The organism is Mangrovibacter phragmitis, from assembly GCF_040429585.1.
GTDB lineage: Bacteria > Pseudomonadota > Gammaproteobacteria > Enterobacterales > Enterobacteriaceae > Mangrovibacter > Mangrovibacter phragmitis.
In genome coordinates this window covers 3,221,428-3,234,217 of record NZ_CP134782.1, presented here as the reverse complement: position 1 = coordinate 3,234,217, position 12,790 = coordinate 3,221,428, and the positions used below count along the sequence as shown (strand labels likewise).

Here is a 12,790-nt window from a genome sequence, read left to right as displayed (position 1 = left end):
GGTACCTCACTGATAAATAAACCCGGACACCAGCCATGCAATAAGCACTGTTGGCGCGCCAGTCAAAAAGCGGCCAACCAGCACGGAAGGCACCCCAACCCGAACGGTATCCTGGCGCGCTTCTGCCAGTGACAACCCTACCGGGATAAAGTCACAGGCGGCTTGTGCGTTGATAGCAAACAACGCAGGGAGCGCAAGATGAGGAGGAATATTGCCAAGGCCAATTTGCACGCCAATCAGCACGCCGATAACCTGAGCGATGACTGCGCCTGGGCCGAGAAATGGCGACAGGAACGGGAAGGAACAAATCAACGCCAGTATAACCAGCCCAACAGGGTTGCTTGCCAGGGGAGACAGACCATGAGCAATCCAGTCGCCCAGGCCGGAAGCCATGATGATGCCTATCAGTGCTGAAACAAAGGCCATAAAAGGCAAAATGGTTTTCAGAACCGTATCAATGGTATCGCGCCCGGCCTGGAAGAAAACCGCCACCACAGAACCCATTCCCATACCAATTTTTGCCAGCAGACCATCACTTTGTTCAGTGATTTTTTTGCTGGTGTCATAGTCCCGTGCTGTGTGCTGTTTTGCTTCTGCCTGTAGTGTGGGATTGGTAACCGGCGCAGGCTGTGAGGCCTGTGTTTCGCCTTCACCCAGCAGTGAAATGTTGTGCTCTTTCACGCCGGAAACATAAATATCTTCCACAATGAACTGGGCTAGTGGGCCAGATTTCCCGGTTGAGTGAATGTTGATGGTGGGGATACGGCGTTTAGGGTAGATACCGCAACGCAAGGTGCCTCCACAGTCAATAACCGCGACACCAATCTCTTCTGCGGGGGGCTCACCTTCTTTAAAGCCATCCACCGCTTCCCACCCGGTCAGTTCGCTGAGCTTATCCACAATCGCCGGGCGGGTGCCTGCTGTGATATAGACAATCTTCTTGCCTGGCTCTGCTACCAGCGTGAGTGGACCACCCCAGCCGCCAGTGCCTTTAATAATTTGAACGGTACGCATAATGGATGTCCTTTAAAGTTGAACCTGACGGGCTAACTGGATCCCCATTTTTTTCTCAAAAATGGAGGTGGTGAGATCGGTTATCCAGCCACGGAAGAAGTTAGTGACCATGCCGACAAATAAATAGCTGACGGCAAGTGGCGCCAACGGCAGGCCGAGGGTTGTCAGGCCATTGGCAATGCCCAGGTAGACGAAAAGCTCACCCGGGTTGATATGTGGAAATAACCCGTTCATTGAGTGGCAACTGTAGGATGCGGCGGCGTAATAGCTGGGTTTGTATTTTTCCGGCATAAAACGCCCCAGGCTAAGTGTCATTGGGTTACAGAACACAAATGTGCCAATAACCGGCAGCAGCAAGTAACGTGATACCGGGTTACCTGCACAGCGTTGTGCCAGGCGTTCAATTCTGTCCTGCCCAATGAAATTGATCAGCGCATTCATGACAACCAGCAAACTGATCAACAGCGGCAATATGCCTGTCACCATGCCGGTGAAGACGGCGCCTCCCTTCTGAAACAGCCCGATAAACCATTCGGCACTGTGTGTTATGACATCAATCATTCTTATTCTCCTGTCGGGTAGTGAGGGTCACTTGTTATGAAGTGATGGCTTATCATAATCAAAATGAAACATTAAAATGTGTTAACTTGATCTCATTGTGAAAGATAAATATTTCGATGTGAAAGATTATGGATCGTGATCGAGAAGTTTTCTTCACCGACTGAGCAGGTGGATGCGGTAAGTGGGGGAAGGGCGGGGAATTGTGCGTGGAGGCAGGCAGTGGGTAAGCGTTTTTGCTCAGTAAAACCCATTTCCCGTTTCCTGGCGCGTTTTTATTCTTGGTAGATTTATGTCAGGTGCCAGAAAGTGCTTTATATTAGTATGAATTTCCATTTTCATTGATAAATAAGGAAATTTATATGCCAATTCCTGGTTATTTGTGGCTGTATGACGATGGCGGTTCACACATCAAGGGCTCTGTTGATGTCCAGGGGCGGGAAGGTAGCATTGAAGTTGTTGGTTTTAGCCATGGGCTTAATCTCCCTGTGGGCCCGGTAAACGGTAAAATTACTGGTACTCGTAACCATTCACCGTTCATGATTGAGAAAGAGTTTGATGCATCCAGCCCATATCTGTATAAGGCTGTTTCTCAAGGGCAAACACTTAAAAGTGGTGAATTACGTCGGTATAAAATAAACGATGCCGGACATGAAGAGTGTTATTTCATTATGCTGATTGAAGGTGTGAAAATCACTGGCGTTAATCCGGGAATGCCTAATATTAAATATGTTGCTAATTCTCAAATAAACCATATGGAATCAGTAGGTATGCAATATGAAAAAATCACCAGGCACTATGTAGATGGTAACGTAAAACATACAGATGCATGGAATATGCGTTAATTGCTGGTGCACCATTATTGGCGCACTTTTCTGATTACCCACATCACTATGTTATAGGAGACAACAGCACTCATCATTGATAAACCTGCATTCACAACAAACCACAGATCATCATAATTTTCCGGAGCCCGATAGCCGTGTAGCCATTCACCAAAATGTGCTGATTTGTCATAACTGATGAAAGTTGACGCATCTGTCAGCCTTGCTGCAATGGTAAAAATTGCGAGAAATAAAACTATCTTACTGATTACGACACCCAGTACTTTAGCAATTTTTAGAACCATTTATGATAACCTCAATGCTTCCATAAGCTTTTAAATTCTTCATGCAGGGAACAGAAATCATGGGGTGTTTAATAATGCATTTCGTAACCGGGAGTAATCGGAATTATGGGGAAGAGTAATGCACCCTTCAGAAATCGTTCCCGGGTGAAGACGGGAAAGGCCGCGTTGAACACTATTAACCCATGTATAATCGCTAATACTGATACCATCGCGATAGAGCGCAAACCATTCAGAGCGCATGAATTCGGAACCGCTCGAAATCTTGTTATATAAATCTTTCATACCTCCCCACATTTTAGATAATCCGCCTCCTTGCCCTCTTTCCACGATCCAGTACTTACCCGGTGGAATGGGTCCTTCTGTCGGAATATGCGCACAAGCCCCACGATTGCGATATGCTCCCTTACCAGAAAAAGCCATAAAAGTGCCAACGCCATAAATCGTTAAGGGGGAGAAATCAGCATCATTGATTACAAACTTACCATGTAGTGCCACGGAAAATCCTTTTATAATCCATTGAAATTTATAAACTAATTTTGTTTTATTTAGAATAATTTGACTTAAGTCAATCAATGCCTTTGTTCATGTCTGCTGAGGTGCTTAAGTGAGATTTTTGTCACGCTTGTGGTTACATTAAAAACACCATATTGAGAGGATGAAAGATTTCTCTTTTATGTAACATCGGTGACAAAGCCACTATCGTTGCAAACTTCGGCTGTACCTCATACCTGCCGAAACTTTTCGGTGCGCATTGTTTGTCTCGTTGATAACTTTGACAGGCTTTATTCGGCATAACAGATGTTTTGTTTGTGTGTGAAGGGATGAGGATGAAAACAGGACGAATCGTAAAAACCTGTGCTTTCACGCTTGTTACGCTACCTGGCAGCCGGAAGTTGATTTACCATTAAGGCTCTTTAATTTCGGCTGCTATTTATGGACTACTTCATGCTGAAGCGTCGTTATGCTCTTATGCTTCCTGCTGCGTTATTACTCACAGCGTGCAGCAGCAAACCCCAAACACAAACACCAGTAGCGGCACCCACTGTGGGCTCGCCGTCAGGTGGTTTTTTGTTGGATCCACAACATAACCAGATGGTGCTGAGTGGTGATTTCGCCACTAACCCGGTGGCTGAACAGTTTATTGATATGATGGTCAGTAAACATGGTTTTGACCGCCAGCAACTCCACGAGATCTTATCTCAGGCAAAGCGTCTTGATTATGTTTTGCACCTGATGGACAGGCAGGCACCAACGGCAATGGCTCCTACCGGGCCAAATGGTGCATGGTTGCGTTACCGCCAGAAATTTATTACACCCGACAACGTACAGAATGGTGTGGTTTTCTGGAATCAGTACCAGGATGCACTCAACCGTGCATGGCAGGTGTATGGCGTTCCACCGGAAATTATTGTCGGCATTATTGGCGTAGAAACGCGCTGGGGCAGAGTGATGGGGAAAACCCGCATACTTGATGCGCTGGCGACTCTCTCCTTTGATTACCCACGCCGCGCCACTTATTTCCAGGGAGAACTGGAAACCTTCTTGCTGATGGCACGCTCTGAAGGCGATGACCCACTGGATTTACGCGGGTCTTTCGCCGGGGCGATGGGCTATGGGCAGTTTATGCCTTCCTCTTTTAAACAATATGCGGTTGATTTCAACGGTGATGGTCATATTAATTTATGGGATCCGGTTGATGCGATTGGTAGTGTGGCTAATTACTTTAGAGCTAATGGGTGGGTGCCCGGCGACCAGGTTGCTATTATGGCAAATGGCCAGGCTCCTGGTCTGGATACCGGGTACAACACAAAATACAGTCCGTCGATGCTGACGATGGCAGGGTTAACGCCACAGCAACCCCTTGGCGCACATCAGCAAGTCAGCCTGTTACGGCTGGATATGGGCACCTCATATCAATACTGGTATGGGTTACCAAACTTCTACGCCATAACCCGCTACAACCACAGTACCCATTATGCGATGGCTGTGTGGCAACTGGGGCTGGCAGTTGCCCAGGCTCGGGGGCAATAAGCGTTTGCCCTGAGGGCGGCGTTTTCTGCGTGGGTGCCCGTCTGCGGGCGAGTTTTTCGGCGTGGCCCGCAGAGTTGACTACTTCCGGGCATTACGGGCTGGGGCGCGTAGCCAGAGCAAAAAAAGTGGAGGTACAATGGGCAATATAATGAGCGACCAGGCTTTAATGCAGCTCAGTGAGCAGGTTGGTGAAGCACTGCTGCAACAGAGAGCAACACTGACGACTGCCGAGTCCTGCACTGGGGGCTGGATTGCGAAAGTTATTACTGATATCGCCGGGAGTTCCGCCTGGTTTGAGCGTGGTTTCGTGACTTACAGTAATGATGCCAAACAGGCCATGATTGGGGTTCACCCGGAAACATTACTCAGTTATGGCGCGGTCAGTGAGCAGGTTGTCCGCGAAATGGCTCAGGGAGCCATGCAGGCGGCCGAAGCTTCTTTCGCAGTTGCGGTCAGTGGTATTGCAGGCCCGGGTGGTGGAAGTGCGGAAAAACCGGTGGGTACAGTCTGGTTTGGTTTTGCAAGCCAAAACGGGAAAGTAACCGCTTGCCACCAGTGTTTTAGTGGCGACAGGGAAGCAGTGCGCCGCCAGGCGACAGCCTTTGCCCTTAAAACCCTGGCTGAAGATTTTCTACAAATTGCTTGATACTGTATGATTGTACAGTATAATCAGTTCAACAAAACAGCATTCGTGAAACGCAGCAGGTAGAGCAATCACTCTGGGCTGCATGACAGGAGTAAAAATGGCTATCGACGAAAACAAGCAAAAAGCGTTGGCGGCAGCACTGGGCCAAATTGAAAAACAATTCGGTAAAGGCTCCATCATGCGCCTGGGTGAAGACCGCACTATGGATGTGGAAACGATCTCCACCGGTTCACTCTCCCTGGATATCGCTCTGGGTGCAGGTGGCTTGCCGATGGGCCGTATCGTAGAGATCTATGGGCCGGAATCCTCAGGTAAAACAACACTGACACTGCAGGTTATTGCTGCCGCACAGCGTGAAGGTAAAACCTGTGCGTTCATTGATGCGGAGCATGCCCTTGATCCTGTTTATGCCCGTAAACTGGGTGTTGATATTGATAACCTGCTGTGTTCACAGCCGGATACTGGCGAACAGGCTCTGGAAATTTGTGATGCACTGGCGCGTTCTGGCGCTGTCGATGTTCTTGTTGTTGACTCCGTTGCAGCACTGACACCAAAAGCTGAAATTGAAGGCGAAATCGGTGATTCGCACATGGGGCTGGCTGCACGTATGATGAGCCAGGCAATGCGTAAGCTTGCCGGTAACCTGAAACAGTCCAATACGCTGCTTATTTTCATCAACCAGATCCGTATGAAGATTGGTGTGATGTTTGGTAACCCGGAAACCACTACGGGTGGTAACGCACTGAAGTTCTATGCCTCTGTTCGCCTGGACATCCGCCGTATTGGCGCGGTGAAAGAGGGCGATAACGTGGTGGGGAGTGAAACCCGCGTTAAGGTTGTGAAAAATAAAGTTGCCGCACCGTTTAAACAGGCTGAGTTCCAGATTCTCTACGGTGAAGGTATTAACTTCTACGGCGAGCTGGTTGACCTGGGCGTGAAGCATAAGCTTATTGAAAAAGCCGGTGCATGGTACAGCTACAATGGTGACAAAATTGGCCAGGGTAAAGCAAACGCCACCAGCTACCTGAAAGAGAATGAAGCCGTTGCCAAAGTGATTGAAAGCAAGCTGCGTGAAATGCTGCTCAATAACCAGGATAGCACGCCTGATTTCTCTGCTGATGAAACAGAAGACCATGCAGACAACGCGCAGGAAGAGTTTTAATCCAGGCTCGCTGTGCTGAAGGTATGTCGTTCCGGTTACAGGCAGTTTTGAATGATTATTCTTAGCCCTTATTTTGAATGATTTTTTCGGATTCTTGTTTGGAATGAATGCCTTGAATGAATGTACAGAATGAATGACGTACAGAATAAATGTACTGAATATAATCAGGGCTGCTTCGGCGGCCCTGAACTCTTTCTGGAGTGCACTTTATGCCCCGTTCCCCCTCATCCAAACCGTCCTCGCATTCCGTTGAACCTTGCGAGCCTTATGAACCAAAGGCGTGGCAAAACACATCAGGGAAGCCGGGTGAAGGTGAATCATTACCAGACCGGGTAATTCACGGGCAACAGAATACACCTGTGCCGCGTACCACCCAGAGAAAAAACACGCCAAAAACACCTGAAGAGCGGGTACGTGGTTTGCAGGAACGTGCAGTGCGCATGCTGGCTATGCGTGACCACAGTGAACTGGAGTTACGCCGCAAACTCGCCACGCCTTCCCGGTTCAGTAAAGACCTGGAGCAAGAGGCTGTGCGGCCAGAAGAAATTGAACAGGTTATTCACGCTTGCCGCGAACATAACTGGCTTGATGATAGCCGTTTTGCTGTGCGTTTCATTGAAAGCCGCTACCGTAAAGGGTATGGAGCGCAACGCATCCGCCAGGAAATGCAGCAAAAAGGCGTGGGGCGCGAAGAAATTGACAGCGCCTTTATGGCTTTTGACGGTGACTGGGTGGCACTGGCCCGGGATGTAGCCCGGCGTAAATTCGGTACACCACTGCCTGCGGGCTTCCCGGAGAAAATCAAAGTGCAGCGTTTTCTGCAATATCGTGGTTTCTACATGGAAGAGATACAGCAGATTTACTCAGAATATGATGAGCTGTGACAGAATTTTTACCGACCAAACGCATAGGGATTTTACTTCCCCGCTAAGAAAACATATCTTATTCCCACTTTTTTCCCGGTAAAAGCGCACATGAAAGCGTAATAGCGTTTATCATGGTGGTTTTACAAGACTCCGTTAGCTTGATTTCAGGATAATTATGAGCAAGAGCACCGCTGAGATCCGTCAGGCGTTTCTCGACTTTTTCCATAGCAAGGGACATCAGGTTGTTGCAAGTAGCTCCCTGATTCCAAATAACGACCCGACATTGCTGTTTACCAACGCCGGGATGAACCAGTTCAAGGATGTTTTCCTTGGTCTTGATAAACGTAATTACTCGCGTGCGACAACCGCGCAGCGTTGTGTGCGGGCCGGTGGTAAACATAATGACCTCGAAAACGTAGGTTACACCGCACGCCATCACACTTTCTTTGAAATGCTGGGTAACTTCAGCTTTGGTGATTACTTCAAGCATGATGCCATCCAGTTTGCCTGGGAACTGCTGACGGGTGAGCAGTGGTTCAACCTGCCCAAAGACCGCCTCTGGGTAACCGTCTATGAAAGCGATGACGAGGCGTATGCTATCTGGGAAAAAGAAGTTGGCGTTCCGCGTGAACGTATTATTCGCATTGGCGATAATAAAGGCGCGCCTTACGCGTCAGATAACTTCTGGCAAATGGGTGACACCGGCCCTTGCGGCCCATGTTCTGAAATTTTCTATGATCATGGCGACCATATTTGGGGTGGGCCTCCGGGGAGCCCGGAAGAAGACGGCGACCGCTATATTGAAATCTGGAACATCGTTTTCATGCAGTTTAACCGTCAGGCGGACGGGTCAATGGTTCCGTTACCGAAGCCTTCGGTAGATACCGGTATGGGGCTGGAGCGTATTGCCGCTGTTCTGCAACATGTGAATTCAAACTACGATATTGATTTGTTCCGCAATCTTATCAAATCAGTTGCTGATGTAACTGGCGCGACGGATTTGGGCAGCAAATCACTGCGGGTAATTGCCGACCACATTCGTTCCTGTGCGTTCCTGATTGCAGATGGTGTAACACCTTCCAATGAAAACCGTGGTTATGTTTTGCGCCGTATTATTCGTCGCGCAATTCGTCACGGTAATATGCTGGGGGCGAAAGACACCTTCTTCTACAAACTGGTTGCACCGTTGATTCAGGTTATGGGTGCGGCTGGCGAAGATTTGCAACGCCAGCAGGCTTTGGTTGAGCAAGTTCTGAAAACAGAAGAAGAGCAATTTGCCCGTACACTGGAACGCGGCCTGGCGCTGCTGGATGAAGAGCTGGCGCAACTGAAAGGGGATACCCTTGATGGTGAAACAGCTTTCCGCCTGTATGATACCTATGGCTTCCCTGTGGACTTGACTGCTGATGTGTGCCGTGAACGCAATATCAAAGTTGATGAAGCTGGTTTTGAAGCTGCGATGGAATCACAACGCCGCCGTGCCCGTGAATCCAGTGGTTTCGGTGCGGATTACAATGCGATGATTCGTGTTGATGACGCATCTGAATTTAAAGGCTATGAAGAACTGGCCGTGACCGGCAAAGTGACGGCGCTGTTTGTAGATGGTAAGCAAACAGAACAGGTTACTGCCGGGCAGGAAGCCGTTGTTGTGCTGGATAAAACCCCGTTCTATGGTGAGTCTGGCGGCCAGGTTGGTGATACCGGTGAACTGAAATCTGCTAATGCCACTTTTACTGTGTCTGACACGCAAAAATATGGCCAGGCAATAGGTCATCAGGGTACTGTGGCAGCAGGTATGCTTAAAGTGGGCGACAGTGTGAATGCGCAGGTTGATGAAGCACGTCGGTCACGCATTCGCCTTAACCACTCTGCAACTCACTTATTGCATGCGGCGCTGCGTCAGGTGCTTGGTACACATGTTGCGCAGAAAGGCTCACTGGTTAATGATAAAGCACTGCGTTTTGACTTCTCGCATTTTGAGGCGATGAAGGCGGAAGAAATCCGTGCCGTAGAAGATATCGTTAATGCACAGATTCGCCGTAACTTGCCGATTGAAACCCATGTGATGGACCTTGATGCAGCAAAAGAGAAAGGGGCCATGGCGCTGTTCGGTGAAAAATACGATGAGCGCGTGCGTGTGCTGAGCATGGGGGATTTCTCTACTGAACTGTGTGGTGGTACTCACGCCAGCAGAACCGGCGATATTGGCCTGTTCCATATTGTTGCTGAATCAGGTACTGCAGCTGGTGTTCGCCGTATTGAAGCCGTAACGGGTGAAGGTGCGGTGGCCGTGATGCATAACCAAAGCGACGAGTTGACTGATATTGCACAATTACTTAAAGGCGACAGTCACAATTTAGCTGATAAAGTACGCGCTGTGATTGACCGGACACGTCAGCTTGAGAAAGAATTGCAACAACTGAAAGCTCAGCAGGCGGTACAAGAAAGCGCCAGCCTGTCCAGCAAAGCTGTCGATGTGAAAGGCATTAAGCTGTTGGTGAGCGAGTTGAGCGATGTTGAACCGAAAATGTTGCGCACGATGGTAGATGACCTAAAAAATCAACTGGGCTCCACTGTGATTGTCCTTGGGACTGCCGCAGAAGGGAAAGTTTCGTTGATTGCCGGGGTATCTAAAGATCTTACCGACCGTATTAAAGCGGGTGAGTTGATCGGCATGGTTGCACAGCAAGTTGGTGGTAAAGGTGGTGGCCGTCCCGATATGGCTCAGGCCGGTGGGACGGATGCACAGGCGCTGCCTGGTGCGCTGGCCAGCGTTGAAAGCTGGGTAGCAGCCAAACTGTAAAATTATAAGCGTAACAGGCGCCATTTTGTGAATAAATGGCGCTAAGACTTTAACGCGCTGGCAAAAATGATAAAGTCGGGTTGAAGTGTCGTATATCGGCTAAACTAAGTAACAGCAGGCTGTGCAATGACTACTGACACATATGTGTTTGTCATCCATGGCGGTACTCGTTATATGATGGATAGGCCGGGGTACAAGCAACCCGACTCTTTTAATCTTTCAAGGAGCAAAGAATGCTGATTCTGACTCGTCGAGTTGGTGAAACCCTCATGATTGGTGATGAGGTAACCGTGACAGTTCTTGGGGTAAAAGGTAACCAGGTGCGCATTGGTGTAAATGCCCCGAAAGAAGTTTCTGTACACCGTGAAGAAATTTACCAGCGTATCCAGGCTGAAAAGTCACAACAGTCCAGCTACTGATCTAAAGCGTCTCGCATTTGTGCGAGGCGCTCCCTTCCAGGTTTTTAATCGGTTTTATCCGCGTTTTTGTTGTTTTCCCTGTCTGTTTTGTTCGCTGATACCATAAGCGTTGCTGCCACTTTAAGTGGGGTGACTGGCTTTGTTTGCGAGTAAAAAAACAGCTTCGCGCTGGTAAAACAGGCGAATTGTTTGTGAAATGTGCAAACGATTAGAACTCCGGAAAAATTGTTTGACTTATAAGTCTCAGAAAGTAATATGTGCGCCACGCAACGCCGATGAGCAGAAACAAGTTCTTCGGAGTTCCTCGCAAGAGGCGTGTGGTGAGATGGCCGAGAGGCTGAAGGCGCTCCCCTGCTAAGGGAGTATGCGGTCAAAAGCTGCATCGAGGGTTCGAATCCCTCTCTCACCGCCATTTTGCATCCGTAGCTCAGCTGGATAGAGTACTCGGCTACGAACCGAGCGGTCGGAGGTTCGAATCCTCCCGGATGCACCATCTCTTGTTTACTCACCAGTAGCAGGTAGTAAACGCACTACACCAAATGTAGTGGCAGTGAGGTTACTATTGTTAATGCAATGGCAGGAAAGGTAATGCAACCAGAGCCTTTCAGAATGCGTTATGTCCTTTATTGCTGTCGCAGTGGTAAAGGTTGGCTGTAAAGTAGTTATTCCGATGCATCCGTAGCTCAGCTGGATAGAGTACTCGGCTACGAACCGAGCGGTCGGAGGTTCGAATCCTCCCGGATGCACCATCTCTGCTTTTATGCGCCAGTTTTACGTCATACCCGATGCATCCGTAGCTCAGCTGGATAGAGTACTCGGCTACGAACCGAGCGGTCGGAGGTTCGAATCCTCCCGGATGCACCATCTCCTTGTTTTTTTTATATCCCCACCTTCTGAGTTTCCTTGTTTCTACACCACTATTTTAATTTCATTATTTCCTGTTTGCCGTTTTATCTCAGCGCTCCTTCTCCTGCGCCTTAGCCGTTTGGATTAATCGCTTACCCGAGCTATTCTGATGGCCCGCAGAAACAGAATTCCCTTTTTATTAAAAGGGTTAATTCGACAGGTAAATGCGGGCAATACACCTTTGGCAGCGACAAATATTACCAGGTGCGCTAAAGTAGCCTCTCTTTTCATCTTGCCGGAGGTTCCGATGTATGCACAGTATGATGGCCTGATATTTGATATGGACGGCACAATTCTGGATACCGAACCCACGCATCGTAAAGCCTGGCGCACTGTACTGGCTCGCTATGATATGCAACTGGACGAGCAGGCCATTATTGCCCTGAATGGCGCGCCTACCTGGCAAATCGCCCAGGCGATTATCAACTGGAATAATGGCTCACTCTCGCCTCATGTTCTGGCAGATGAAAAAACAGCACTGGTAAAAACGATGTTGCTGGACAGTGTGACACCACTGCCTTTAATTGACGTGGTGAAAGCCTGGTATGGCAAGAAACCGATGGCGGTAGGCACCGGGAGTGAACGCCGCGTGGCCGGGTTGCTGTTAAATCATCTGGGGCTGAGCCAGTACTTTGATGCTGTAGTAACCGCTGATGATGTCGAACACCATAAACCCGCGCCCGACACTTTTTTGCGCTGTGCGGAGTTAATGGGAGTGGCCGCACACAAGTGTGTTGTATTTGAAGATGCGGACTTTGGTATTGAGGCTGCACAACGTGCAGGCATGGCGGTTGTGGACGTTCGCACGCTGTGAGTGACTGGCTACCCGTACTCTCTTTATTCACCAGTAGCTTTCTGAGTGCCACGTTGTTACCGGGAAGCTCGGAGGCTGTGCTGGCGGGGTTATTAGTTGCAGGAAACAGTTCCCCCTGGTTATTAGTCATAACCGCATCAATCGGTAATAGCCTTGGCGGTCTGACAAACGTTATTCTAGGGCGCCTGTTCCCGTTACGGGAAACCAGCCACCGGCATGACAGAGCCTTACAATGGTTAAATCGGTTTGGCCCCGTTACGCTACTATTGAGTTGGTTACCGTTGATTGGGGATTTGTTGTGTTTGATGGCCGGATGGCTGCGTATGGCCTGGGGGCCAGTAGTCCTCTGGTTGTGCCTGGGTAAGGCACTGCGTTATGTATTTATCATGCTGGTAACAGTACAAGGGATGGCGTGGTGGCAAGGGTAAAACAGGGCGGGTAA

General features: G+C 49.0%; 12 protein-coding genes, 4 tRNA genes and 1 pseudogene. 13 read left to right on the top strand and 4 right to left on the bottom strand.

The window, feature by feature from the left end; translation table 11 throughout:
* Nucleotides 1-6 precede the first annotated feature (6 nt).
* The gene (locus MPHASIOC01_RS15645) at nucleotides 7-1,014 is read right to left on the bottom strand and encodes a PTS glucitol/sorbitol transporter subunit IIB (RefSeq protein WP_353612892.1); all 1,008 of its coding nucleotides are present in this window, start codon (nucleotides 1,012-1,014) and stop codon (nucleotides 7-9) included.
* 12 nt (nucleotides 1,015-1,026) lie between these two features.
* Complete coding sequence (locus tag MPHASIOC01_RS15640; protein ID WP_353612891.1) at nucleotides 1,027-1,575, bottom strand: PTS glucitol/sorbitol transporter subunit IIC; 549 nt, start codon at nucleotides 1,573-1,575, stop codon at nucleotides 1,027-1,029.
* A 359-nt stretch (nucleotides 1,576-1,934) separates the two neighbouring features.
* Between MPHASIOC01_RS15640 and MPHASIOC01_RS15635 the strand changes: the two genes are divergently transcribed.
* Nucleotides 1,935-2,417 (top strand): type VI secretion system tube protein TssD, encoded by a 483-nt coding sequence (locus MPHASIOC01_RS15635; protein WP_064600890.1) that lies wholly within the window; start codon nucleotides 1,935-1,937, stop codon nucleotides 2,415-2,417.
* A 14-nt stretch (nucleotides 2,418-2,431) separates the two neighbouring features.
* Here MPHASIOC01_RS15635 and MPHASIOC01_RS15630 read toward each other — a convergent pair whose 3' ends face one another.
* Nucleotides 2,432-2,701 (bottom strand): hypothetical protein, encoded by a 270-nt coding sequence (locus MPHASIOC01_RS15630; RefSeq protein ID WP_353612890.1) that lies wholly within the window; start codon nucleotides 2,699-2,701, stop codon nucleotides 2,432-2,434.
* Nucleotides 2,682-3,196 (bottom strand): annotated as a pseudogene (locus MPHASIOC01_RS15625) (DUF2778 domain-containing protein). Before MPHASIOC01_RS15625 ends, MPHASIOC01_RS15630 begins: the two are co-directional and overlap by 20 nt.
* Nucleotides 3,197-3,646: 450 nt before the next feature.
* Between MPHASIOC01_RS15625 and mltB the strand changes: the two are divergent.
* The 12 genes from mltB (at nucleotide 3,647) to MPHASIOC01_RS15565 (ending at nucleotide 12,776) form a co-directional block, all read left to right on the top strand.
* Entirely contained in the window at nucleotides 3,647-4,732 is a 1,086-nt protein-coding gene (mltB, locus tag MPHASIOC01_RS15620; RefSeq protein WP_353612889.1) for a lytic murein transglycosylase B, read from the top strand.
* A 148-nt stretch (nucleotides 4,733-4,880) separates the two neighbouring features.
* The gene (gene pncC, locus MPHASIOC01_RS15615; RefSeq protein ID WP_064601025.1) at nucleotides 4,881-5,378 is read left to right on the top strand and encodes a nicotinamide-nucleotide amidase; all 498 of its coding nucleotides are present in this window, start codon (nucleotides 4,881-4,883) and stop codon (nucleotides 5,376-5,378) included.
* Between the two features lie 97 nt (nucleotides 5,379-5,475).
* Nucleotides 5,476-6,540, top strand: coding sequence for a recombinase RecA (recA, locus tag MPHASIOC01_RS15610; RefSeq protein ID WP_064600886.1), 1,065 nt, complete (start codon nucleotides 5,476-5,478; stop codon nucleotides 6,538-6,540).
* Between the two features lie 440 nt (nucleotides 6,541-6,980).
* Nucleotides 6,981-7,424, top strand: coding sequence for a regulatory protein RecX (locus tag MPHASIOC01_RS15605; RefSeq protein ID WP_082917932.1), 444 nt, complete (start codon nucleotides 6,981-6,983; stop codon nucleotides 7,422-7,424).
* A 157-nt stretch (nucleotides 7,425-7,581) separates the two neighbouring features.
* Nucleotides 7,582-10,209 (top strand): alanine--tRNA ligase, encoded by a 2,628-nt coding sequence (gene alaS / locus MPHASIOC01_RS15600; RefSeq protein ID WP_064600884.1) that lies wholly within the window; start codon nucleotides 7,582-7,584, stop codon nucleotides 10,207-10,209.
* Nucleotides 10,210-10,442: 233 nt separating this feature from the next.
* Complete coding sequence (csrA, locus tag MPHASIOC01_RS15595) at nucleotides 10,443-10,628, top strand: carbon storage regulator CsrA (protein WP_000906486.1); 186 nt, start codon at nucleotides 10,443-10,445, stop codon at nucleotides 10,626-10,628.
* A 319-nt stretch (nucleotides 10,629-10,947) separates the two neighbouring features.
* Nucleotides 10,948-11,040, top strand: a tRNA-Ser gene (locus MPHASIOC01_RS15590).
* 4 nt (nucleotides 11,041-11,044) lie between these two features.
* A tRNA-Arg gene (locus tag MPHASIOC01_RS15585) sits at nucleotides 11,045-11,121 on the top strand.
* Nucleotides 11,122-11,300: 179 nt separating this feature from the next.
* A tRNA-Arg gene (locus MPHASIOC01_RS15580) sits at nucleotides 11,301-11,377 on the top strand.
* 38 nt (nucleotides 11,378-11,415) lie between these two features.
* Nucleotides 11,416-11,492: transfer RNA gene (locus MPHASIOC01_RS15575), tRNA-Arg, on the top strand.
* Between the two features lie 289 nt (nucleotides 11,493-11,781).
* On the top strand, nucleotides 11,782-12,348 hold the full coding sequence (gene yqaB, locus MPHASIOC01_RS15570; protein ID WP_353612888.1) for a fructose-1-phosphate/6-phosphogluconate phosphatase: 567 nt from the start codon (nucleotides 11,782-11,784) through the stop codon (nucleotides 12,346-12,348).
* A complete protein-coding gene (locus MPHASIOC01_RS15565; RefSeq protein WP_064600880.1) occupies nucleotides 12,345-12,776 on the top strand; it encodes a YqaA family protein in 432 nt (143 codons plus the stop codon). The genes yqaB and MPHASIOC01_RS15565 overlap by 4 nt, the downstream gene beginning before the upstream one ends.
* Nucleotides 12,777-12,790 lie beyond the last annotated feature (14 nt).

Coding starts and splice junctions, on each gene's coding strand:
- csrA (WP_000906486.1), top strand. CDS start 10,443: ATGCTGATTCTGACTCGTCGAGTTGGTGAAACCCTCATGATTGGTGAT.
- recA (WP_064600886.1), top strand. CDS start 5,476: ATGGCTATCGACGAAAACAAGCAAAAAGCGTTGGCGGCAGCACTGGGC.
- pncC (WP_064601025.1), top strand. CDS start 4,881: ATGAGCGACCAGGCTTTAATGCAGCTCAGTGAGCAGGTTGGTGAAGCA.
- MPHASIOC01_RS15645 (WP_353612892.1), bottom strand. CDS start 1,014: ATGCGTACCGTTCAAATTATTAAAGGCACTGGCGGCTGGGGTGGTCCA.
- MPHASIOC01_RS15605 (WP_082917932.1), top strand. CDS start 6,981: ATGCTGGCTATGCGTGACCACAGTGAACTGGAGTTACGCCGCAAACTC.
- alaS (WP_064600884.1), top strand. CDS start 7,582: ATGAGCAAGAGCACCGCTGAGATCCGTCAGGCGTTTCTCGACTTTTTC.
- MPHASIOC01_RS15640 (WP_353612891.1), bottom strand. CDS start 1,575: ATGATTGATGTCATAACACACAGTGCCGAATGGTTTATCGGGCTGTTT.
- MPHASIOC01_RS15635 (WP_064600890.1), top strand. CDS start 1,935: ATGCCAATTCCTGGTTATTTGTGGCTGTATGACGATGGCGGTTCACAC.
- MPHASIOC01_RS15630 (WP_353612890.1), bottom strand. CDS start 2,701: ATGGTTCTAAAAATTGCTAAAGTACTGGGTGTCGTAATCAGTAAGATA.
- yqaB (WP_353612888.1), top strand. CDS start 11,782: ATGTATGCACAGTATGATGGCCTGATATTTGATATGGACGGCACAATT.
- mltB (WP_353612889.1), top strand. CDS start 3,647: ATGCTGAAGCGTCGTTATGCTCTTATGCTTCCTGCTGCGTTATTACTC.